The organism is Pseudaeromonas pectinilytica, assembly GCF_054780855.1.
In genome coordinates this window covers 1-20,187 of sequence record NZ_BAAGVN010000093.1, presented here as the reverse complement: position 1 = coordinate 20,187, position 20,187 = coordinate 1, and the positions used below count along the sequence as shown (strand labels likewise).

The following is a 20,187-nucleotide window of genomic DNA, read 5'->3' as shown; positions in this document are numbered from 1 at the left end:
TAACATGAACCGCCGTATGCGGAACCGCATGTACGGTGGTGTGAGAGGACGGAGGCCGCGAGGCCTCCTCCTACTCGATGGGCCCGTTTTACCGGGCGGTGGTGACCCTGCCAGTTACTGGGGCGGATGCTCGGCAGCGGCAAATTCAAGCTGTTCGAAACCCAGATGGTGCATCCACTCGCGCACAATCAGCAGCGCGGCGGCAAACTCCGGGGTTGGTGCGAAGAGCGAGATTGCTCCGGGATCGCCTTCGGCCTGGGCGGCGAGCTGCTGAAAATAGCGTTCAATCTGCTCAATGGACACGGCTTCTGCGCTCTGGCTGACGGCAGCCAGCGGCGCTAATGCCGGGGCCAGCAGCACCAGACGGGAAGGGGCGAGCGACTGGCGCGCCAGCGGCATGATGCGATCTTCGACTTCGGCGATGGCCTGCTCCAGCTCCAGCGGCGAGGGTGGCGTGTGGCGCAGGGGACCGCGTCCCAGTTGCTGGCTGCCGATGGGCAGGCTCTGGTGCCGGTCCTCTTCCCCGACATGGCCGTGGTAGAGGTGGGTCGCGTCCGCCTCGATCTGCAGCACGCAGACCGGGGTGCCGGGTTTGAAGCGGGCGGTTGCCTGGGCAAAGGGTGACATGGTGGACTCCAATCCTGAGCGGATGAACTCCGACTGTCGCGCCGTTATAGCGCGACTGTCAAGGCAGGGCGCAGAGTGCCGAGGTTGGCCTGCGCCCGAGCGACTCAGAACTCGTTGGAGAGTGCCTTGTAGCCTTTGACCAAGTCGATATTGGTGTGCGCCACGTCTTCAGAGAACTCGGTCGCATCGGCGCTGACCCGAGGGATCTGGGTCAGATCGGTCTTGGGGCCGATGCGGGTGGTGGAGGGCACATAGAAGCCAGGCGGCAGATCGCAGCCATCGACCACGGCGTTGTGGCGCACCACGCAGCCTTCGCCAATCCGGCAGTTGAACAACACGCTGTTGAAGCCGAGAAACACCCGATCGCCGACTTCGCAGGGGCCATGGACGATGGAGCGATGGGCGATGGAGGTGAATTCACCGATGACCACAGGGGCACCGGATTTGGAGTGGATCACCACGCCATCCTGAATGTTGGAGTTCGCCCCTATGATGATGGGCTCCATGTCGCCGGATGCATCGACCTCATCGGCGCGGATCACCGCATAAGGGCCGACAAACACGTTTTCCTTGATGATGACCTTGCCACAGATGATGGCGGTTTTGTCGATATAGGCAGATTCATCAATGACCGGCAGATGGCCGGACGGATTCTTACGGATCATGGTACATCCTGTCGTTAGCGGGTTCGAAACGGGCATCTGGCGCGGCGGCGAGTGCATGACCGCCGCGCCATCAAGGAGTCAGCTTACGCCACACCCGTGTAACAACGGAACTAATTACTGGTCGGTCCCCTGCGCCGTGGGGTTAAACAGCGCCTGGAATTGTTGCTCCAGGGTGGGCTCCGGCTGGGCCAGAACCTGCTGGAACAGTTGTTCAATCGGCTCTTTTGCGGCGGCGCGCACGATAAACACCAGTCGGCTCTGGGCCTTGCCTTCCGGCCAGTCACCCAGCGTGATCAGCGGGTAGAGCTGGCCATGCACGCCGTGGATCACCAGCGGCTGGCTTTCGCCCTCCAACTGCAATATGCCTTTGAGCCGCAGCAGCGAATCACCGAACTGGGCCTGCACCGCCTCGACGGCGGCGATGAGCCGGGCGGGTTGCAACGGCGTGCCGAAGCGCAGGCTGAAGCTGGCGACATCGGCATGATTGTTGGGGAGTGTGGGCTGGGCACCGATGGCGGCCGTGGTCGTGGCTACCGGGCGTAATGGCGAGGCGATGCCCAGGTTCGGCGCTTCGGTCCGCAACCAGGCCAGCAGGCTGCGCACATCCTTGCCGCGCTCGCTGCTGTAGGGGCCGATCTTCTCCAGCACGTTCGGGCTCAGCTCACCCTCTTGCACCACATGTTGCGGCGCGGCGCCATTGAGTTGCCCGAGCCGTTGTTGCAGGGCGCTGAGCGCATCGCTGCTGACCAGATCGCTCTTGCTGATGACCAGCAGATCGGCGAGGGCAATCTGTTTGACGGCTTCGTACTGGCGCGCCAGTTGCCCCTCGATATGCACCGCATCCACGAGCGTGACTATGCCATCGAAGCGGTAACGCTCGGCGATAAAGTTGTCCTGGCGCAGGGTGAACAGCACAGGCGCCGGATCGGCCAGACCCGTGGTCTCGATGATGAGGCGGCGGAAGGGTTTGATCTCCTTGCGCAGTGCCTTCATGAACAGCTCCTGCAGCGCGGTGGCCAGCGAACCCTGGACCGAGCAGCAGATGCAGCCGGAGTCGAGCAGCATCACCTGTTCATCCACCTGTTTCACCAGCTGGTGATCCAGGCCGACGCTGCCGAACTCATTGATCAGCACGGCGCAATCGCTGAGCTCGGGTTGTTTGACCCAGTGGTTCAGCAGGGTGGTTTTGCCGCTGCCGAGAAAGCCGGTGATGATGGTGACGGGAATTCGGGTATCGCGTTCAGAATGCATGGGGGCCTGCCGGACAACAAAAAGTGCCCCCTATTCTGCCCCGTCGCGGGCGAAGCGCAAGCGGGATGCCAGCGACGGGTGCAGGCCGGGTTCAGGGTTGAGCCGACAGGACCGCCGCGTCGGCGATGAGCTGGTGGAGGGCCGGCCAATCGCCCTGCTCGATGAGATCTGCGGGCACCATCCAGGAGCCGCCACAGGCGATGACGTTGGGCTGGGCCAGGTACTTCCCTAGGTTAGCGGGGGATATGCCGCCGGTGGGCATGAATTGCACCGGATAGACGGCGGCAAGCGCCTTGAGCATGGCGATACCACCGGAGGCTTCGGCCGGGAAGAACTTGAGGGTCGAGAGCCCCAGCTCCAGCGCCTGTTCCACCTGGCTGGGGTTATTGATGCCGGGGATGATGGGGATTGCCAACTGCTGGCAGTAGCGAACCGTGGTCGGATTCAATCCGGGGCTGACGATGACATCGGCCCCCGCGGCCACAGCGGCATCGACCTGGGCCGGGGTGAGTATGGTGCCCGCGGCGATCAACAGTTCCGGGAACTCAGCCCGCAGCAGGCGGATGGCCTCAGCGGCCGCCGGGGTGCGGAAGGTGATTTCGGCAGCGGGGAGCCCTGCCGCGATCAGGGTTCGGCCCAGAGGAACCGCCTGCGCGGCCTGATTGAGGGCGATAACAGGCAGCAAGCGGAGCTGGCGTAAACGGTCGATAAGTGGCATGCGCATCCTCGCGGCAGTGGGAAGTCAGCTATCACTATATCCCAAGTAGCAGGCGCGTAAGACCCCGGACGCCGCAAGACGCCAAACAGGATGGATGACAAAACAGCGAACGCCATAAACAACAAACCGCGCTCAGGGCGCGGCTTGTTTGTCATGAAAGCTGGCTAATATGGCGCAGCAGTACCGGATCAACGCTCGTAGCGGAAGAAGTACTGGCGGGTGGCCGGAGCGTATTGAGTGTCTGATTTGCCATTCAACAGTGTGGTCAGGTTCAGATACAGATTTTTCATGATGCACCTCGTGGTGTTTTGTGAGCCTTGTCACGTTTGATATTAGGATTTTTGGGATCCCGATCAACCTTTATTTTTATGAAAACGGTTGATTTTCAGATGATTGCGTTTTCATGGTATCTGGTCGGATGAGTGAGTCGAATTGCAAGCGCTTGCAGCCGGTCACGGCCTGCTTCACTCTGATGACTAGACTGGGAGTAATTCCTTATTTACCGCCGACAGGAGGTTCATATGCAGGTCGAACATCAACCGGCACAACATAGATTCATTGTCTCATTGGCCGCCGGGCAGGCGCGTCTGGAATATTCGCTGCAGGAAACCTGGGTCAACATAGTGCACACCTGGGTACCCGACTCCTTGCGCGGGCAGGGCGTGGCCGATGCTCTGATGCAGTCGTGCGCCCGCTGGTGTGAACAACAGCACTATCAGCTGGTCGCCACCTGCAGCTATGCGGTGCGTTGGCTGGAGCGCAAGGGTTACAAGTGACGGCGGGGAAACGGGCTCGTGACCGTGGGTGAGGTTGGCTCGGAGGCGGGTAGGGGCGGCAGTTGCTCATGGGCGTGCCGCCAGTATTCCAGCGTCACCGGATTGACCCGGTACTGACCCAGCAGCAGCACTTGCTGCTGCAGTTGTAAGCCTTCGTGTAGCAACCCGCAGGCTACCAAACTGCGAATCATCCGGCTGATGCGCAGCTGGTTGTGGTTGCTGGTTGTCAGCCAGGAGAGTCTTTCCGCGCTCAGACCCGGTTGCAGGATCCACTCTTCGCTGCCAGTCACCAAGCCCAATTGGGTCAGCATCAACTGCAAACTACGGCGTACCCCCTGCTGCAAGCCTGGATCCCGGGCAAACAGCAGTCGTTGCTCCGTGGTGAGCACTGGGGCGAGCGGATTGATGCGGCTAGGCTCCGGTAGTGGAAACAACCACTGGATATAGTCGTGGGTCTGCTCCAGCCAACCTGGTGAGGCTTGCCAGATCTGCTGCAGCCAGCGACCACGATGATCGGGAGCCTGGTGTCGATAAAACGCGATCAGGGGATCCATACTCTCCTCGACTCGGGGTTGTGGCTCCGTGCTGGCTGCCAGTGACTGGGCAAAAGTAAGGCCAGCATCGGCTGGCCTTGAGTCTGAAAAGAGTGGTTACTCTTCTTCGTCGTCGAAGTCATCCTCATCGATGAGGTCGTCATCGTCCCAGGCACCTTCGTCGTCATCATCATCCCAATCTTCTTCGTAACCTTCCTCGTCGCCGTCATCCTCAAGCACAGCGTCATCTGGATCGTAGTCGTTTCCTGCCATGAGAGCTCTCCTTCGTTGGGGGTGGCTTACCTAGTCTATACACAAATTTTACCGGCTTGTGAAAGCGGCCGATAAATTTCAAGGCGGCCGTGACTTCTGACGGGCGACAGCCGGAGTGCCATCGCGGCGGTTAACCCTTGATCGGTACCACCAGCATGTCGCACTCCACCTGGTTCATCAGTTGCCGCGCCGACGAGATGAGCAGACTCCAAAAATTCTGATGGTGGCCGCAGACCAGCAGATCGATCCCGTAGCGGGCTATGGCTTCATTGACCTGTTCCCCCAGATCGCCACTGATCACCAGCTTTTTCTCCAGCGGAAAGCCGAGCCCGGCCAGAACCTGCTCCATTTTTTTCCGGGTTTCGGTCAGGGCATGATCCTGCAGTTCACCAATATCGATATCGATCATCTCGGTGTAGATCTCGCGCAGGTCGACATCGACATGAATCACCGACAGTTTGGCGGAGTGAGTCTTGGCCAAGGCTATGGCTTTATCCAGAACCGGATGATTGTCCGCCCGCAGATCGATGGCGACGAGAATATGTTGATAGGTTTGACCATTCATGATGAGCCTCCAGGAGGATGAAGCCATAGGATCCTGGCGCCACGACGGGTGCCATGTCGTTATGTTTATAGTGTGCGCCATGTTACCGCCGGGATAAACCGGATCCTTGCAGCAATTATCCGAGCCCGATCACGCTCAATGATTGTCAAGTGGGGCTGCCCGCTTTAGCCTGAAGTGAATGGCAAGTCTGCAACTCGCTACAGATACCCATGTGTTGTACCAATACGTGAAGGGGAGTGACCTTGAACCTCCTCTTGGTTTTCCTGTCTGGAGGTGTGTCATGTCCGAACCCCTGATCCAGGGTTGTGTCGCCAGAAATTGTCATCCGGCCGGATGCCAGCGTGCGGTGGAGGCGCAGATTGCCTATGTGCGCCAACAACCTAGATTCGCGGCGCCGAAGCGGGTGTTGATCCTGGGGGCATCTTCAGGGTTTGGTCTGGCGGCCCGGATTTCGTTGGCCTTTGGCAGCGGAGCCGAAACCTTGGGGGTGGCCTTTGAGCGCGCCCCCTCTGAGACGCACCCCGGCAGCGCGGGCTGGCATAACCAGCAGGCGGTCACCCGTCTGGCCAATGCCGCGGGTTTTGCTGCCGAAAGCCGGTTCGGCGATGCCTTTGCCTCAGGGCTGCAGCAGGAGATCATCGAGTGGATCCGCGCCCAGTGGGGGCAAATTGATCTGTTGGTTTATTCGTTGGCCACCGGGGTCCGCATCATGGCTGATGGGCAACGTTACCAGTCGGTGCTCAAAAGCATGGGCCATCCCATTCAGGGCTGGGGCCTGGATCTGGGCCAACAGCAGCTAATCCGTCAGGAGATGCCGGTGGCCAGTGCTGAGGAGGTGCTGGCCACCGAGCGGGTGATGGGCGGCGAGGATTGGCAAAACTGGGTACAACAACTGCATCAGGCCGATTGTCTGGCGCCGGGTTTTCGCACGCTTTCCTTCTCCTATGAAGGTCCCGCCTTGACCCATGCCTGGTATCGTGACGGCACCTTGGGGCATGCCAAGCAACATCTGCAGCAGACGGCAGCCCATCTGCGTCCATTGCTGATGTCTGTGGGCGGTGATGCCCGGGCGGTGATCTGCAAGGCGTTGGTAACCAAGGCAAGCCTGGTGATCCCCTTCTTACCAGTCTATCTGATGTGTTTGATGAAGGTGATGAAGGCCAAAGGCCTGCATGAAGGCTGCATCGAGCAGATGTCGCGGCTGTTTGCCGACCAGTTGTATGGTGACCAAGGCGTGCGCGTCGATAGTCAGGGGCGTTGGCGACTGGATGAGCGGGAGCTGCGTCCCGATGTGCAGCAGGAGGTTCTGGCTTTGCTCGCGGTACTGAATGCGGACAATTTTCGCGAACTGGGTGATTTTTCCGGGTTGCAGCAGGAGTTTTTGCGGCTCAACGGCTTTGCCTGGCCAGAGACGGGCGCATAAACGGCCACAGCAGATGATTCCCGGTCGGGTGCTGGTTACAATGGCGCCCGCCATGTGGCGCGGTCGGCAGGAGAGTCAGGAGTGAGTCAGCAAACCCAATGGGACGTCATCATCATAGGTGCTGGCGCTGCCGGATTGATGTGTGCGGCACAGGCAGCCTATCGTGGGCGACAAGTGCTGGTACTGGATAATGCCAAGAAGCCCGGCCGCAAGATCCTGATCAGCGGCGGCGGCCGTTGTAACTTCACCAATCTGTATGCCGGCCCGCAGAATTTTGTGTGCCAGAATCCCCACTTCACCAAGTCGGCGCTGGCCCGTTATAGCCAGCGTGATTTTATCGAGCTGGTGGAGCGCCATGGCGTGGAGTACGAAGAGCGGGAGCATGGGCAACTGTTCTGTACCGATTCGGCCAAGGAGATAGTCCGCGTCTTGCTCACCGAGTGCGAATGGGCCGGTGTGACCCTGCAACTGGCCACCGAGATTGTGAATGTCAGTCGCCCTGCCGAAGGCGGATTTGCCCTGCAAACCTCGCGCGGTGCCCTGAGCTGTCACTCCCTGGTGGTCGCCACCGGTGGTCTGTCGATGCCCAAACTGGGTGCCACCCCCTATGGCTACCGCTTGGCGGAACAGTTTGGCCTCAAGGTCGTGGCCACTCATGCGGGCCTCGTGCCCTTCACCCTGCACCTGGCCGACAAGGAGGCCTTCGCCGAGCTGTCGGGGATCAGCCTGCCCGCCGAGGTCGCGGCGGAGGATGGCACCCGCTTTCGCGAGGCGCTGCTGTTTACCCATCGTGGCCTGTCCGGACCTGTGATCCTGCAAATCTCCTCCTACTGGCGGGCGGGTCAAACCATCCGTATCAACCTGCTGCCGGGACGGGATATTCCGGCTCTGCTGCAACAGTGGCAGAGTGAGCACCCGGCTCAGGAGTTGAAAACCGTGCTGGGGCGTGAACTGCCGAAACGGCTGGTGGAGAAGCTCATCGAGCGTGGTGAGTTACACAGCAAGCCCTTGCGTCAATACACACCCAAGGAGTTGGCGGCGGTGGCCGACGTGCTGGCAGGCTGGAGCCTGCTGCCCAACGGCACCGAGGGTTACCGCACCGCTGAAGTGACCCTGGGCGGCGTCGACACCGACGAGCTCTCTTCCAAGACCATGGAAGCCAAACAGGTGCCCGGCCTCTATTTCATCGGTGAGGTGATGGATGTCTCCGGTCATCTCGGCGGCTTCAATTTTCAGTGGGCCTGGAGCTCCGGCTGGGTCGCTGGACAGTTCGCGTGAGTTTTGATGGCGTACAACGAGGCAACCCCGCTCTGGTGCGAGGTTGCGGGGGCGGATGATTAGCTGGCCTCTCGCTTAGCTGGCTTCTAGCAGCGCTTGGGCAAAGTAGTGGCCGGGAGCGGGCACGCCGGGCAGGGTGAAGAAGTAGCCGCCGCCAAACGGTTTGATGTACTCCTCCAGCGGTTCGCCATCGAGCTTCTTCTGCACGGCAATGAATCCCTGTTCCAGATTCGCCTGATAGCAGACAAACAGCAGCCCCATATCCAGCTGCCCGGAGCCGGTGATGCCAGCAGAGTAGCTGTAGCCACGCCGCAGGATCAGGTTTTTCTCGCTCTCCGGGGTACGCGGGTTGGCCAGGCGGATATGGGAATCCAGCGGGATGCGCTGGCCTTCGGGGTCCGAGCCGTAATCTGGATCCTCATGCTCCCGGGATTTGCCGAGCGGAGCGCCGGTATCCCGGTGGCGACCAAAGATTGCCTCCTGCTCCTGCAGCGGCGTGCGATCCCAGAATTCGACGCGAAAACGGATCAGTCGTACCGCCTGATAGCTGCCATGGGTGGCCCAGGCCGGCTCCTGATGCGCCGGTTGCACCCAGAGGATCTTGTTCATCAGCGTCTGCTGGCGGGTATCGGGATTGGCAGTGCCATCCTTGAAGCCCAGCAGATTGATCGGTGTTTCCTGGCCCTGACTGGCTGCCGCATGGGCCGAGATAAAGCCGTCGCGCCGCCAGCGGACACTCAGCAGATCCGGGGTGTGCTTGATGATATCGCGCAGGGCGTGCAGCACAGTCTCGCTGCTGTTGGCACAGATCTGCAGCAACAGATCGCCGTGGCACCATTTGCCATCCAGCGCATCGTTGGGGAATCGCGTCATCTTCTGCAGGTGTCGTGGCTTGAGTCCGGCCAGGCCGAAACGGCCATCAAACAGCGACCCACCCACAGAAACCGTGATGGTCAGGTTATCCGGATAGATGTGGTGACCCATGATCCCGGAATCCAGTGGTGGCAGCTTGTTGTCGACTGGTGGTGTCTCGCCACCCTGCATCAGGAAGGCGCAGCGTTCGGTCAATACCGCAAACAGGCGTTGTAGCCCGACCCGGTCGGCCGCCAGCACGTCGAAGGCGACCAGCATCATGGCCGCCTGCTGTGGGGTGGTGATACCGCTTTGCTGCACGCCATAGAAGGGTTGTCGTTGTTGCTTCGCCTCTTGGGGAAAGATGGGGGCGGCATGAGAGGCGGCCTGAGCCGGGCGCATCGCCGTCAGTCCACCCAGCGCCAGAGCACCCCCAGTGGCACCCAGGCCCAGCAGCAGGGCCCGGCGCTCCAGTTGACTCGGGGCTGAGCGCGCCGCGGGGGCCGCCTGTGAGCCATGTCCATGCGGGGTGGCTTGGGCTGCAGCATGGGGATCCGCGTGGGGGTTGCCGCCGGTTTTACCGCGCAGGCTGTGCCACAAGGCACTCAACGGACAGGCCATCTTAGTTCAACCCCAGGGTGCCGCGCAGCTTGGCCAAGGACTCGGCCAGTGCGGTGATGGGGCCTTGCAGGGCGCGTCTATCCTCGGCAGAGAGCTGTTCGTAGGCGGCAAAACCGCTATCGGTGCGGTATTTCTGCAAGATATGGGTCACGGTGAGGAAATTGGCGTCGATGCTGGCCAGCAGGCTTGCATCTATTTGGGTCAGCAGCGGGCGCAGCACCTCGACGATTTTCTGCGCGCCATCCAGGTTGGCCTGGAAATCCCATAAATCGGTGCGGCTATAGCGCTCCTCTTCGCCACTGATCTTGGTGGCCGCAATCTCTTCAATCAGCACGGCCGCGCCCCCTACCACCTTGATGGGCGGGAACGCCAATGCCGAGATCCTGCGCCGCAACTCGCTGGCATCCTGTGCCAGCTTGTCGGCATAGGCCGCCATGTTGGCGGTACTCTGATCCGCCCACAGCGCTTTTTCCAACCGGTGATAGCCACTGAACTCCGGGTCAGCGGCCTGTTGTTCATAGGCATCTTCGCGGGCATCCATGGCGGCATCCAGATCGGAGAACAGCTCGGCGATCGGTTCAATCCGCTCATAATGCTGGCGTGCCGGGGCATACAGACGCTTGGCCAGGGCGATATCTCCCTGCTTGACGGCCGCCGTGAACTCATGGGTTCTGGCTTCGAACTCGGCCACCTCCATCATGACGTAAAACTTGTATTCGGCGAGCGGCCCGATCAGATCGTTGGCTGTGGCCTTCACCACCTTATTCTGATCACCGCCCTCGACCGTCAGGGTGCCCCGGGGATTGGTCAGCAGGCCGCAGGTGGTCTGGTAGCTGCCGGGTGCCAGCTCCACCGTCATCTTCTGCATAAAGCCGGGGGCTATGTTTTCCCGCTCCTCCACCACCATGACCCCATCGAGGATCTCCCACTCCAGGGCCCGCATGCTCTCGTTTTTGATGATGAACTGGGTCTTGCCAGCCGGTACGGTCAGGGCCATGGGATTGCACTGTTTGTCGTTGACGCTGACCTTGATTTGCCGGATCTCGTCGGCGCTGGCCGCTGGCAGATGGGCAAACAGCGACAGGGTGAGCAGGGAGAGAGTGACGCGAGATAACATGGTGTTCTCCGAACAAGGAGCACAACCCTGGGGCTGTGCTCCCGAATGAGTGGACGCGGTTCAGCGCGGGCTATGGGCTGGCCAGCGCTATCAATTCAGGCCGAGTACGCCGCGAAACTGGGCCAAATCTTCGGCCAGCGCAGTGATCGGACCCTTCAGGGCAGTGCGGTCGCCATCGGTCAGTTTTTCATAGGATTCGAAACCATCGGCAGTGCGGTACTTGGCTAGCGTGCTATGCACCCGCTGCAGGTTGCCATCTACCTTGGCCAACAGGGCGGCATCCTCTTGCGCCAGCAAGGGCCGCAGCAGATCGACGATCTTCTGTGCGCCATCGATATTGGCCTGGAAATCCCACAGATCGGTCCGGCTGTAACGATCTTCCTCGCCGCTGATCTTGGTGGCCGCCACTTCTTCAATCAGTACGGCTGCGCCGCCCACGACCTTGCTGGGCGGGAATGCCAGACCAGCCAGACGCTTCTCCAGCTCGGCGGTGTTCTGCTGTAACTGGTCGGCAAATGGCGTCATACCGGCGGTGCTGTTATCCGCCCACAGCGCTTTTTCCAAGCGATGGAAACCGGTAAAAGCCGGATCCTGAGCGCCCTGTTCGTAGTCATCCTCGCGAGCATCCATGGCGGCATCCAGATCCGAGAACAGTTCGGCGACGGGCTCGATCCGTTCGTAGTGCTGGCGAGCGGGAGCATAGAGCTGCTTGGCGCGGGCGACATCGCCGCTCTTGACGGCGTCGGTGAAGGCTTGGGTGGCGACCACGAACTGCTTGGCTTCGCTCATCACATACATCTTGTACTCGGCAATCGGGCCGACGAGTGCCGCCGGATCCGGTTTGGCCATGGCGGGTGCAAGCAGGCTGGTGGCCAGCACGCTGGAGAGCAGGATCTGGGTCTGGAATCGCATGGGTAACACTCCCTGTAAACGGATTAAGGTGTTGAATTCATGACGGCTGATTGGGCCGTACGGGCGCGGGGTTGGATTAAAAACAGTACCAGTGTCGGGATCAGATAGAGCAGATAGACCCCCACCTCACTGACGGACGGTGATTCCTGATAACCGAGGATGCCTTCCAGGAAGGTTCCGAGCAGTGAATGTGTCGACAACACGCCGCTCCAGTCGAAGGCGATGTCCTGGAAATGGTTCCAGAGTCCGGCCTCGTGGAAAGCGCGGATCGCGCCTGCGGCCAGACCGGCTGCGACCAGCAAAATAAACAGTGCGGTCCAGCGGAAAAATTGTGCCAGCGGCAGGCGAACCCCACCCCAGTAGATAGCAATGCCGACCAGAACGGCGGCGAGCAGACCGCTCAGGGCGCCCAGCGGAGCGGCGAGGCCAACGTCTTGCTGGAAGGCGGCGAGCAGGAAAAACACCGACTCCAGTCCCTCCCGGGCCACGGCAAAGAACACCATCAACACCAGCATCCAGCCACTCCCGGAGCCGGAATCCAGGGCTTTATCCACCGCATCCTGCAACTGCCCCTTGAGGGAGTGCGCCGCCTTGCGCATCCAGAACACCATCCAGGTCAGCACCACCACGGCAATCGCGGCGACCAGACCTTCGAACAGCTCCTGCTGCTTTTGCGGGAATTCGCCGCTGGTTTCGTTGATCCACCAACCTAGTCCCAGGCAGAGCAGACAAGCCAGCACCACGCCGATCCACACCGAGCTCAGCCATTGACCGCGATTCGTGCGCTTCAGGTAACCGGCAATCAGGCTGACGATCAGCGCAGCCTCGAGTCCTTCCCGGAACATGATCAAAAAGGGGACGAAAAACATGAGCTCACCTAATAGGAATTAATCTCATCTATGGTGAGAGTGATTATCGTTAGATGTATTGCGAATACAAGTTATTTTGATGACCCGGATGTAGCCATTCGACATCCAGGGCTCTGCTGTTGAAATCGGCACAGCCTGCTGAATAATTGTCTGGCGAGTGGGGGAATTGCCTTGCACCACACCGATCGATGGCTTAATTTTCGCTTCTTGAGCTGGTTTCATGGATGAAGATGATGCGTTCCTGGCAGGGGATCTTCCCGCTGACGGTCCCGGTGATGATGGGCTATCTGCCCCTGGGTGCCGTGTTCGGTGTGTTATGGGCCAACGCTGGCCTGTGCTGGTATTGGGCGCCGCTGATGAGTGTGCTGGTGTATGCCGGTGCACTGCAGTATCTGGCGGTGGGCATGCTGGCGGCCGGTACGGGCTGGCTCGATCTGGCCGTGGCCTCGTTGCTGGTCAACTTCCGGCATATTTTTTACGGCTTGTCGCTCTATCACCTGCTGACCGGCCGCGGTTTGGGCCGGGCTTATTTTATCTTCGGCATTACTGACGAAACCTACTCCCTGCTCAGTGCGTCCGGTCAGGTGCAGGATCGGCAACAGGCGCTGCGGGTGGTGTTTCTGAACCAGAGCTACTGGGTGCTAGGAACGCTGGCCGGTGTGCTGCTGGCCAAAGGTTTACCACCGGGCTTGCAGGGACTGGATTTTGCCCTGACCGCCCTGTTTACCGTGCTGGCGGTGGAGCAGATCCGCGCCAAACGGGATTGGGGGGCCGCGCTGATTGGGCTTATGGCCGCCTTAGTGGCGGGATGGTTCTTCCCGCACTATTTCCTGCTCGCCGCATCCTTGATGCTGGTTGTGGTGTTACTGGCCTGGCCGTTGCCTGGCAAAGGGGAGGTGGCTCATGACCACGACTGATTATCTGCTGGCGGCCCTCATCATGGGCGGAGTGACCTTCGCCCTGCGGGCCTTTCCCTTCGTTGCCCGTCACTGGATTGCCCATCATCCCCGCATCCAGGTGTTGGGTCAGCGCTTGCCGGTGGCCATGATGCTGTTGCTGACCCTGTATGCCATGGGTGTCCAGCAGTGGCACTCACTGGCTCAGGGCAAAGCCCAAATCGCCGCCGTGCTGTTGGTCGCCGCACTGCAACTCTGGCGACGGCAGGCCATGCTCAGCATCCTGAGCGGTACTTTTCTGTACCTGGCGCTGATGAACGGCTGGCTCGGCAGCTAATTTTATCGCCAAAGAACATCGCCAGTCAGGAAGCCATGACCCTGATCGATGCCGATGTCGGCGGGCGATGAGGGTCATTGGGTTATTGACCTGATATTCGCCATTATGGGTAAATTTGGGCAGGACCAACATCGGAAGAGTGTCATGGTGAAAATTGGCCGCAATGATCCGTGCCCATGTGGCAGTGGTAAGAAATACAAGCACTGCTGTATGGATAACCTCTCGACACAGAGAGCAGAGCTATTGGATGACATGGCTCAAGTCGTTGCCATGAACCCCCATCTTAGCCTGGATGAACTCAACCGGGTTGCTCAGCAGCGGATACAAGAGCGCAATCATAGACCCGAAGCCGATTTTTGCGGTCTCACGCCAACCCAAATGAATAACTGGCTGTATGCACCTTTTAATCAATGGGCCGGGGTGACGGTTACGACACCTGATGACTTGTCCTATAGCCCCGTCATGGGTTATTTGGCCTTGATTCTGGATGAAGCCCTGCAGCAAGAGGGCTCCTTCAAAGCAACCAGCAAAGGCAATTTGCCGGTGAAACTGGTCAAGCAGGCCTGTGATTTGTTGCCTGAGTTTGCCGTCGGCAAGTTTGACATTCATGTGAGCATAAATAGCTTTGCCGGTGTGAATGAAGAGAAGTTTATCGCGCTGCACTACACCCGGATCCTGGCTGAGATTGCGGGCATCATTTACCGCCGAAGTGGCCGTTTCCATGTGAAAAAAGAGGCGCAGAAGCGGTATCAAACCCAGGGCGTGAACGCCTTTTTCCTGCCCATGCTCGAGGCGGCCGTGACGAAGTATAACTGGGGGTATCTCGATGGCTGGGAGACGGAGGTGGATCTGCGCACCTTCTGGCTGTTTATGCTGTGGCGTCTGCAAGGCCATGCGTCTCTCGATCAATTGAGGGAGGAAGTGGCGACCGCGTTCCCCGATGTGCTGCGCCAGTTCGGACCTGATGACTATTTTCCACCCATTCAGCAACTCGGCTTACTGATCGAATCGCGCTTTATCGAGCGATTTTTACAATTCTGGGGCTTTGTCACCGTGGAGCCAAGACGCTTTTTCACCGAGGAGCCGGTTCCCAGAACAGCCGAGATCCAGCCGCTGCTGACGCACACTTTCCAGTTCTCGATGTAACCGCCGATGAGATGGCTGTCCCGTTGCGTCATCGTGTATAGAAAGCTCTATTTTCTATACATGTCGTGCCCCAGGTCGATAAAAATGGCCCTTTTCTATGCCTGTCCCGGTCGGGAGTGACGGGTCACTGCGGCCGTCAGGCGACTGGCCAAATCCAGACCCGCCGGTTTATCACCCGTGGTACTTCTTGAAGTTCTCGGCCTGCTCCAGCACGCTCTTGTAGACCTCATCGTTGGCGACGGGCGGGAAGCCGTAGCGGTGGAGCAGCAGTATGAGGTCCACCTTCAGCTTGGCCTTGATGTCATCGCGGTTGCTCCAGTCGGGGTACTGGGCGCTGTCATCGACAATCACCTTCATCTCCTTGGCCAGCGCTAGCATCTTTTCATCGTCGTAGGTGAAGTCGTACTTCACGCACATATGGGCAAGGATATCGAGAAACGCCTTCTCCTCCATGTCGATGCCGATCTCGGCGAACGACATCATCTCGCTCTTGATGTCGTAGATCAGGTCGGTCATCTGCTGGGTAAAGGCATCGAACTCTTCACCGTTGAGCACGTCATTTTCTTTGCGCTGGTTGTACTGCTCCACCAGTGCCTGGAAGCGCTGGGAGAAGTTGATGCCCTGCAGCTGATTCACCTTCTTGAAGTCGCTGATGGCCTTGGCCAGCAGCTTCTGCAGCAGTTGCATCCGGGTGTTGGGCAACTTGATCTTGTTAATGCGCGCCAGATAGTCGTCATCAAACAGATCTATGGTCTCGGCCTTGTCCTCACCCAGCGCGAAGATCTCCTCCACGCCCTCGGCCTTGAGCGCCTCGGCAATCAGCTCGCGCACCTTCTGGTTCATCTGGGCCGTGTCGGGCGCATCGCCCTTGGTGAGCTTGTAGACGATGGAGCGCACCGCCAGATAGAAGTGGATCACCTCGCGCTCCTGCTGGCAGATCTCTTCACTGCCCACGCAGACGTCATAGGCGGCCTTGAGGCGTTTCACCAGCCCCATAAAGCGCAGCTCCAGCTTCTTGGTCTGCAAGGCGAACTCGGCGGCGCGGTTGAGGCAATCGAGCTGCCGGGTCGGCGAGCCGGAGAAGTAATCGCGGCTGTCGAAGGGGTGGAACAGCTGGCCTAGCAGATGCAGGTGATTGCGCACCTCGATGATCGACTGCTGCACCTCCTCAAAGTTGGAGGTGTCCGCCTTCGAGTACATGGCCAGCGCCATATTCATCCGGCTCTTGATACCGATGTAATCGACCACCAGCCCCTTCTCCTTGCCCTCAAAGCGGCGGTTAACGCGGGAGATGGTCTGGATCAGGTTGTGCTTTTGCAACGGTTTGTCGATGTAGATGGTATCCAGCTCCGGCACATCAAAGCCGGTCAGCCACATATCCACGACTATGGCGACCTTGAAGTTGGATTTGCGGTTCTTGAACTGCTTGTCCAGCTCCTTGCGGTACTCCTTGCTGCCGAGCAGGTCATACATGGCCTCGTCGTCATCCTGGCCTCGGGTCATCACCATATTCACCAAGGGCAGGGGCATCAGCTCTTTTTGCTCCTGCTCGCTGAGGGGGATGCCGTCGCTGGTCAGCTTGGGCTCGAACCACTCAGGGCGCTCGGCCTTGAGGCTCTGGTAGAAGTCATAGGCGATCTCGCGGCTGGCGCAGACAAACATCGCCTTGCCCTTGACGGTCGAGCCCTCGCTAACCCGCTTGCCGTAATGCTGGGCAAAATCCTTCGCCAGCGCCGCGATGCGATCCGGGTCGCCCAGAATGGCGTTCATGTTGGCGCTGGTTTTCTTGCTCTCTTCAATCTGGTATTCGCTGGCCCCTTGCGCCTCGCACACCTGATAGTAGTGCTCTATGGCTTCGAGCTTGCTGTTATCCAGCACCACCTTGGCGGCGCGCCCTTCATAGACGATGCGCACCGTGATCTGGTCATTCACCGACTCGGTCATGGTGTAGCTGTCGACGGGGTCGCCGAATACATCCAGGGTGGCGTCTATGGGGGTGCCGGTAAAGCCCACATAGGTGGCATGGGGCAGCGAGTCGTGCAGGTACTTGGCGAAGCCGTAGCTCTTTTTGATCGTGCCCTTCTCCCGGTCGACCGTGAGTTTCAAATCGAGGTTGACCTGGCTGCGATGGGCCTCATCGGAGATACAGATGATGTTGCTGCGCTCGGAGAGCAGCTGGAGATCTTCGGTGAACTTGTGGATGGTGGTGAGGAAGACGCCGCCACTGGCGCGCCCGGCCAATTTGTCGCGCAGATCCTGACGGCTGGCCACCGGCTCAATCACTTCATCGCCGATAAAGGCGGTGGCGCTGCAGAACTGCTTGGCCAACTGCTCATCCAGATCGGTGCGGTCTGTGATGAGGATGATGGTCGGGCTGGCAAAGTCGATGCTCTTCATCAGCAGCCGTGCCAGAAACTGCATGGTGTAGCTCTTGCCGCAGCCGGTGGCACCAAAGTAGGTGCCGCCCTTGCCGCTCCCGCCGCGGTTTTCCTCCACCATGAGCCCGGTACTGTCCGGGCGGCTCACCAGCTGTTTACGCTCTTTTTTGATGTTGTAGTAGAGCTTGCGGGCGGCGTAATACTGGGGGTAGCGGCAGCAGATCTTGCTTTCGTTGTGGCTGGTATCGGGGAAGAAGATGAAGTTTTTCAGCACATCCAGCAGTCGTAGCGGATGAAACAGCCCCTGGATCAGGGTGTAGAGACCGTTAATCCCATCCTGCTCGGTGGACTCGTTGCCGCTCACCTTGCGCCAGGCGTAGTAGAACTCGTAGGGGGCAAACAGGTTACCCATCTTGTTGCTCACCCCATCACTGAGGATGCACAGGGCGTTATAGACAAACAGCTTGGGGATATCGCGCCGGTAGCGCACGCACAGCTGCCGCCAGGCGTCATAGGGGGTGGCGGCCTCTTCGCGCACCGCCGATTTGAACTCGAACACCACCAGCGGCAGGCCGTTGACATACAAGATGGCATCGGGGATGCGCAGTTGCAGCCCGCCATCACGGCCGTTGTTAACAGAGCGCCCTTCGATCTCCAGCTGATTGACCAGCCGGAAGATATTGTTGCCGACGTCGGCAGCTAGCTCCTCGCTGTTAAAGAGCCGCGCCAGCTGCTCTGGCAGCTCGCGGCTGTCCAGCAGCTCGATATAGAGATCTTTTTGCTCCCGGTTTTCGCGTTTGAGCAAAAAGCCGTTGCTGAGCCACTGGCAGAAGGTCTTGTTGCTCTGATAGAGATCGCTGGCGGGCAGACTCTGCAACTGCTGCAGTATGCTCGCGATCTCGCCGTCCGTGATGCCATCGCCCTGATAGTGGCGCGTCAGATAGTGGCGCAGATCATCGGCCAGCAGCACCTCGGCCTTGGTGGCGCGGGTTATCGCGCTGCCGAGGCTATGGGGGTAGCAGGGCTCACCCGCCGCCGTCTGGTGCTGCCCCAGCAGGGTGATAATGGCCTGTTCCAGCTTGCTTTCGGTAAATATATGGCTCATGACAATGGCTTCTTCTGCTGGTCCCGATCTCTATGGTTACGCTATCTGTGGGCGCAGTTCCCGTTTGCTGTTGCTGCTTATGTGGCACCGGGGCAACCGGACGCCGACACGCCGTGCATCCATCCCTGGAGGCTCGAAGGCATCATCCCTGATGCCTACGGTCGGCTTATCGGTTATCCCCGCCACCACATCTCTGCCCCCGTGGGTGACCCACACCCTAAGGGAACAGCACCTGTCTCTGACGGTTTAATTCATCTATTCCGTGGCCAACTCCGCCTTAATATTATCCAGCCGTAGTTCACCGGATATTAATTTGGGTAATAGGGCGTCACGGAGTTTGGTTAACGCTAGGCTTTCTTTCTCACATAGCTCNGATGTTATTGAGTGATCGGCATGGATGTTATTACGTGATCGGCATGAATGTTATTGAGCGATCGCCATGCGTGGGAATATGCACCGTAGGGCGCAATAGCGCAACGTATTGCGCCCTACTTGCTAAAATGTTATGCATTTGGAGCTAATATGTCTAGCTTGCCAACATATCAAGGTAAAGCTGTTGCTTATCTTGACCAAAATATATTAGATGTATTTGTAAAATATGGAATGATCGATTTCGCTTGTATGCTGAGAGATACCTATCAGGTTGTTTACTCGGATGAAACGCTAAAAGAAATCAAGCGTTCTGGAGATTATGCTGAAAAATTTTTAAATGTTTTAAACAACCTAAATGCATTTCATATCAAACAAAGACTAACAAATTTATATGAGCCTACAAATGAAATCACAATTTCTCAAAAAGATTCTTATTTGGCATATAAAGAATATCGTGATCAATTGCCCGTGTATCAAAAACTTCTCAACTCGATGATGCAAACCATATTTAAAACATACGGTGGCCGAAGAGGTGATGATTTTAATATCATAAAAAACGAGCAACTAGATGCATTTAGCCTCCTAATGGAACATATCGATGAGCAATCAGAAATAATAAAAGAGATCAATCCAGACTTAGCAATTCATATTAAAAAAGCCGCTAAAATATCTATGCAGCAGATGGAACATGCACTCGAAAAATCAACAGCATTGATGTCCGCAAGTATAAATGAACAAGATAATTGGTCTGGTGTAATAGATTTTAGAGAAGCAATGAAAATTGGACCAAAAGAGTTAAATAATATTTCACACCCAAATGTTCTTCAGAAAATATGGGATTTATATAAAGAGAAGGATGAATATAAAGATTTAAACTGGTCGGCAGAGGACTTCTTTTTCATCAAATCCAACCCAATTAATGTAGGAAAACCTTATTTCAATTATCAAAAAGTCAATTGCATACCTGATTACCATCATGATTCAGCCCCTCAGGACTATACTTAGAGTATCCTGTTCTGGAGGGTTTAATCATGGCCAAGAACAAGGTTCAGTTTCAAAAAAGCATGAATATTCATGCCTTTATTCAGCGTTATGGCAGTGAAGATCTGTGTCTGCAACGGCTGTTTGATATTCGCTGGCCTCAAGGCTTCCGATGTCCAAACTGTGGGCATACCCACCATTGCAAGCTTCACTCGAGATCGGTTTACCAATGTAATCAGTGTCACCAGCAAACCTCGCTGACTGCTGGAACCATCTTTGCCTACTCCAAATTGCCTCTTACCATCTGGTTTTTGGCCATCTATCTGATCACTCAAGAGAAAAATGGTGTTTCCGCTCTGGAATTATCGCGTTCGCTTGGCATCTCTTACAACGCTACCTGGCGACTTAAGCACAAGCTGATGCAAGCCATGAAAGAGCGTGATGATGAGGTTCAGCTATCCGGCATCATCCAGCTTGATGATGCTTATTGGG

The 20,187-nt window shown here is 58.0% G+C and carries 20 protein-coding genes and 1 pseudogene; 9 read left to right on the top strand and 12 right to left on the bottom strand.

What is annotated here, in order from left to right; all coding sequences use genetic code 11:
• Positions 1-114 precede the first annotated feature (114 nt).
• From ACYVG7_RS06850 to ACYVG7_RS06835, 4 genes are all read right to left on the bottom strand, one after another.
• Complete coding sequence (locus ACYVG7_RS06850) at positions 115-627, bottom strand: hypothetical protein (protein ID WP_460882464.1); 513 nt, start codon at positions 625-627, stop codon at positions 115-117.
• A 104-nt stretch (positions 628-731) separates the two neighbouring features.
• Positions 732-1,292, bottom strand: a complete 561-nt coding sequence (locus ACYVG7_RS06845; RefSeq protein ID WP_460882463.1) for a gamma carbonic anhydrase family protein — start codon at positions 1,290-1,292, stop codon at positions 732-734.
• Between the two features lie 114 nt (positions 1,293-1,406).
• Complete coding sequence (locus ACYVG7_RS06840) at positions 1,407-2,543, bottom strand: CobW family GTP-binding protein (RefSeq protein ID WP_460882462.1); 1,137 nt, start codon at positions 2,541-2,543, stop codon at positions 1,407-1,409.
• 91 nt (positions 2,544-2,634) lie between these two features.
• Positions 2,635-3,261 (bottom strand): bifunctional 4-hydroxy-2-oxoglutarate aldolase/2-dehydro-3-deoxy-phosphogluconate aldolase, encoded by a 627-nt coding sequence (locus ACYVG7_RS06835; RefSeq protein WP_460882461.1) that lies wholly within the window; start codon positions 3,259-3,261, stop codon positions 2,635-2,637.
• A gap of 521 nt (positions 3,262-3,782) precedes the next feature.
• Between ACYVG7_RS06835 and ACYVG7_RS06830 the strand changes: the two genes are divergently transcribed.
• On the top strand, positions 3,783-4,037 hold the full coding sequence (locus ACYVG7_RS06830) for a GNAT family N-acetyltransferase (RefSeq protein ID WP_460882460.1): 255 nt from the start codon (positions 3,783-3,785) through the stop codon (positions 4,035-4,037).
• On the opposite strand, the gene ACYVG7_RS06825 is transcribed toward ACYVG7_RS06830, so the two are convergent.
• The 3 genes from ACYVG7_RS06825 to ACYVG7_RS06815 all read right to left on the bottom strand — a co-directional run bounded on the left by ACYVG7_RS06825 (position 4,028) and on the right by ACYVG7_RS06815 (position 5,408).
• Positions 4,028-4,591, bottom strand: a complete 564-nt coding sequence (locus ACYVG7_RS06825) for an opioid growth factor receptor-related protein (RefSeq protein ID WP_460882459.1) — start codon at positions 4,589-4,591, stop codon at positions 4,028-4,030. The genes ACYVG7_RS06830 and ACYVG7_RS06825 overlap by 10 nt on opposite strands.
• 96 nt (positions 4,592-4,687) lie before the next feature.
• Entirely contained in the window at positions 4,688-4,843 is a 156-nt protein-coding gene (locus ACYVG7_RS06820) for a hypothetical protein (RefSeq protein WP_460882458.1), read from the bottom strand.
• 130 nt (positions 4,844-4,973) lie between these two features.
• Positions 4,974-5,408, bottom strand: a complete 435-nt coding sequence (locus tag ACYVG7_RS06815; RefSeq protein ID WP_460882457.1) for a universal stress protein — start codon at positions 5,406-5,408, stop codon at positions 4,974-4,976.
• Positions 5,409-5,688: 280 nt separating this feature from the next.
• Between ACYVG7_RS06815 and fabV the strand changes: the two genes are divergently transcribed.
• Positions 5,689-6,831, top strand: a complete 1,143-nt coding sequence (fabV, locus tag ACYVG7_RS06810; protein ID WP_460882456.1) for an enoyl-ACP reductase FabV — start codon at positions 5,689-5,691, stop codon at positions 6,829-6,831.
• Positions 6,832-6,912: 81 nt separating this feature from the next.
• Positions 6,913-8,109: a BaiN/RdsA family NAD(P)/FAD-dependent oxidoreductase gene (locus ACYVG7_RS06805; RefSeq protein WP_460882455.1), complete on the top strand. Its 1,197-nt coding sequence runs from the start codon at positions 6,913-6,915 to the stop codon at positions 8,107-8,109.
• 75 nt (positions 8,110-8,184) lie between these two features.
• Here the strand turns inward: ACYVG7_RS06805 and efeB are convergent, their stop codons facing one another.
• The 4 genes from efeB to efeU form a co-directional block, all read right to left on the bottom strand.
• The gene (efeB, locus tag ACYVG7_RS06800; protein WP_460882454.1) at positions 8,185-9,582 is read right to left on the bottom strand and encodes an iron uptake transporter deferrochelatase/peroxidase subunit; all 1,398 of its coding nucleotides are present in this window, start codon (positions 9,580-9,582) and stop codon (positions 8,185-8,187) included.
• 1 nt (position 9,583) lies between these two features.
• Entirely contained in the window at positions 9,584-10,699 is a 1,116-nt protein-coding gene (efeO, locus tag ACYVG7_RS06795) for an iron uptake system protein EfeO (RefSeq protein WP_460882453.1), read from the bottom strand.
• Positions 10,700-10,789: 90 nt separating this feature from the next.
• Entirely contained in the window at positions 10,790-11,611 is an 822-nt protein-coding gene (efeO, locus tag ACYVG7_RS06790; RefSeq protein ID WP_460882452.1) for an iron uptake system protein EfeO, read from the bottom strand.
• A gap of 23 nt (positions 11,612-11,634) precedes the next feature.
• Positions 11,635-12,480, bottom strand: coding sequence for an iron uptake transporter permease EfeU (efeU, locus tag ACYVG7_RS06785; RefSeq protein WP_460882451.1), 846 nt, complete (start codon positions 12,478-12,480; stop codon positions 11,635-11,637).
• 230 nt (positions 12,481-12,710) lie between these two features.
• Between efeU and ACYVG7_RS06780 the strand changes: the two genes are divergently transcribed.
• The 4 genes and pseudogenes from ACYVG7_RS06780 to ACYVG7_RS06765 all read left to right on the top strand — a co-directional run bounded on the left by ACYVG7_RS06780 (position 12,711) and on the right by ACYVG7_RS06765 (position 14,859).
• Complete coding sequence (locus tag ACYVG7_RS06780; RefSeq protein WP_460882450.1) at positions 12,711-13,397, top strand: AzlC family ABC transporter permease; 687 nt, start codon at positions 12,711-12,713, stop codon at positions 13,395-13,397.
• Positions 13,384-13,713 (top strand): branched-chain amino acid transporter permease, encoded by a 330-nt coding sequence (locus tag ACYVG7_RS06775; RefSeq protein ID WP_460882449.1) that lies wholly within the window; start codon positions 13,384-13,386, stop codon positions 13,711-13,713. The genes ACYVG7_RS06780 and ACYVG7_RS06775 overlap by 14 nt, the downstream gene beginning before the upstream one ends.
• A 48-nt stretch (positions 13,714-13,761) precedes the next feature.
• Positions 13,762-13,926: pseudogene (locus ACYVG7_RS06770) on the top strand (SEC-C metal-binding domain-containing protein); the annotation flags it as partial.
• Between the two features lie 39 nt (positions 13,927-13,965).
• Entirely contained in the window at positions 13,966-14,859 is an 894-nt protein-coding gene (locus ACYVG7_RS06765) for a hypothetical protein (RefSeq protein WP_460882465.1), read from the top strand.
• Between the two features lie 171 nt (positions 14,860-15,030).
• Here ACYVG7_RS06765 and ACYVG7_RS06760 read toward each other — a convergent pair whose 3' ends face one another.
• The gene (locus ACYVG7_RS06760; protein WP_460882448.1) at positions 15,031-18,342 is read right to left on the bottom strand and encodes a type I restriction endonuclease subunit R; all 3,312 of its coding nucleotides are present in this window, start codon (positions 18,340-18,342) and stop codon (positions 15,031-15,033) included.
• Between the two features lie 522 nt (positions 18,343-18,864).
• On the opposite strand from ACYVG7_RS06760, the gene ACYVG7_RS06755 reads away from it, so the two are divergent.
• Entirely contained in the window at positions 18,865-19,719 is an 855-nt protein-coding gene (locus ACYVG7_RS06755) for a hypothetical protein (RefSeq protein ID WP_460882447.1), read from the top strand.
• 26 nt (positions 19,720-19,745) lie between these two features.
• On the top strand, positions 19,746-20,187 hold a 442-nt coding region (locus tag ACYVG7_RS06750; protein WP_460882446.1), incomplete at its 3' end, for an IS1595 family transposase.

What these genes read in the sequence shown, in the direction of transcription:
- ACYVG7_RS06850 (WP_460882464.1), bottom strand. Translation starts at nt 627, where the DNA reads ATGTCACCCTTTGCCCAGGCAACCGCCCGCTTCAAACCCGGCACCCCG.
- ACYVG7_RS06845 (WP_460882463.1), bottom strand. Translation starts at nt 1,292, where the DNA reads ATGATCCGTAAGAATCCGTCCGGCCATCTGCCGGTCATTGATGAATCT.
- ACYVG7_RS06840 (WP_460882462.1), bottom strand. Translation starts at nt 2,543, where the DNA reads ATGCATTCTGAACGCGATACCCGAATTCCCGTCACCATCATCACCGGC.
- ACYVG7_RS06835 (WP_460882461.1), bottom strand. Translation starts at nt 3,261, where the DNA reads ATGCCACTTATCGACCGTTTACGCCAGCTCCGCTTGCTGCCTGTTATC.
- ACYVG7_RS06830 (WP_460882460.1), top strand. Translation starts at nt 3,783, where the DNA reads ATGCAGGTCGAACATCAACCGGCACAACATAGATTCATTGTCTCATTG.
- ACYVG7_RS06825 (WP_460882459.1), bottom strand. Translation starts at nt 4,591, where the DNA reads ATGGATCCCCTGATCGCGTTTTATCGACACCAGGCTCCCGATCATCGT.
- ACYVG7_RS06820 (WP_460882458.1), bottom strand. Translation starts at nt 4,843, where the DNA reads ATGGCAGGAAACGACTACGATCCAGATGACGCTGTGCTTGAGGATGAC.
- ACYVG7_RS06815 (WP_460882457.1), bottom strand. Translation starts at nt 5,408, where the DNA reads ATGAATGGTCAAACCTATCAACATATTCTCGTCGCCATCGATCTGCGG.
- fabV (WP_460882456.1), top strand. Translation starts at nt 5,689, where the DNA reads ATGTCCGAACCCCTGATCCAGGGTTGTGTCGCCAGAAATTGTCATCCG.
- efeB (WP_460882454.1), bottom strand. Translation starts at nt 9,582, where the DNA reads ATGGCCTGTCCGTTGAGTGCCTTGTGGCACAGCCTGCGCGGTAAAACC.
- efeO (WP_460882453.1), bottom strand. Translation starts at nt 10,699, where the DNA reads ATGTTATCTCGCGTCACTCTCTCCCTGCTCACCCTGTCGCTGTTTGCC.
- efeO (WP_460882452.1), bottom strand. Translation starts at nt 11,611, where the DNA reads ATGCGATTCCAGACCCAGATCCTGCTCTCCAGCGTGCTGGCCACCAGC.
- efeU (WP_460882451.1), bottom strand. Translation starts at nt 12,480, where the DNA reads ATGTTTTTCGTCCCCTTTTTGATCATGTTCCGGGAAGGACTCGAGGCT.
- ACYVG7_RS06780 (WP_460882450.1), top strand. Translation starts at nt 12,711, where the DNA reads ATGATGCGTTCCTGGCAGGGGATCTTCCCGCTGACGGTCCCGGTGATG.
- ACYVG7_RS06775 (WP_460882449.1), top strand. Translation starts at nt 13,384, where the DNA reads ATGACCACGACTGATTATCTGCTGGCGGCCCTCATCATGGGCGGAGTG.
- ACYVG7_RS06765 (WP_460882465.1), top strand. Translation starts at nt 13,966, where the DNA reads ATGGCTCAAGTCGTTGCCATGAACCCCCATCTTAGCCTGGATGAACTC.
- ACYVG7_RS06760 (WP_460882448.1), bottom strand. Translation starts at nt 18,342, where the DNA reads ATGAGCCATATATTTACCGAAAGCAAGCTGGAACAGGCCATTATCACC.
- ACYVG7_RS06755 (WP_460882447.1), top strand. Translation starts at nt 18,865, where the DNA reads ATGTCTAGCTTGCCAACATATCAAGGTAAAGCTGTTGCTTATCTTGAC.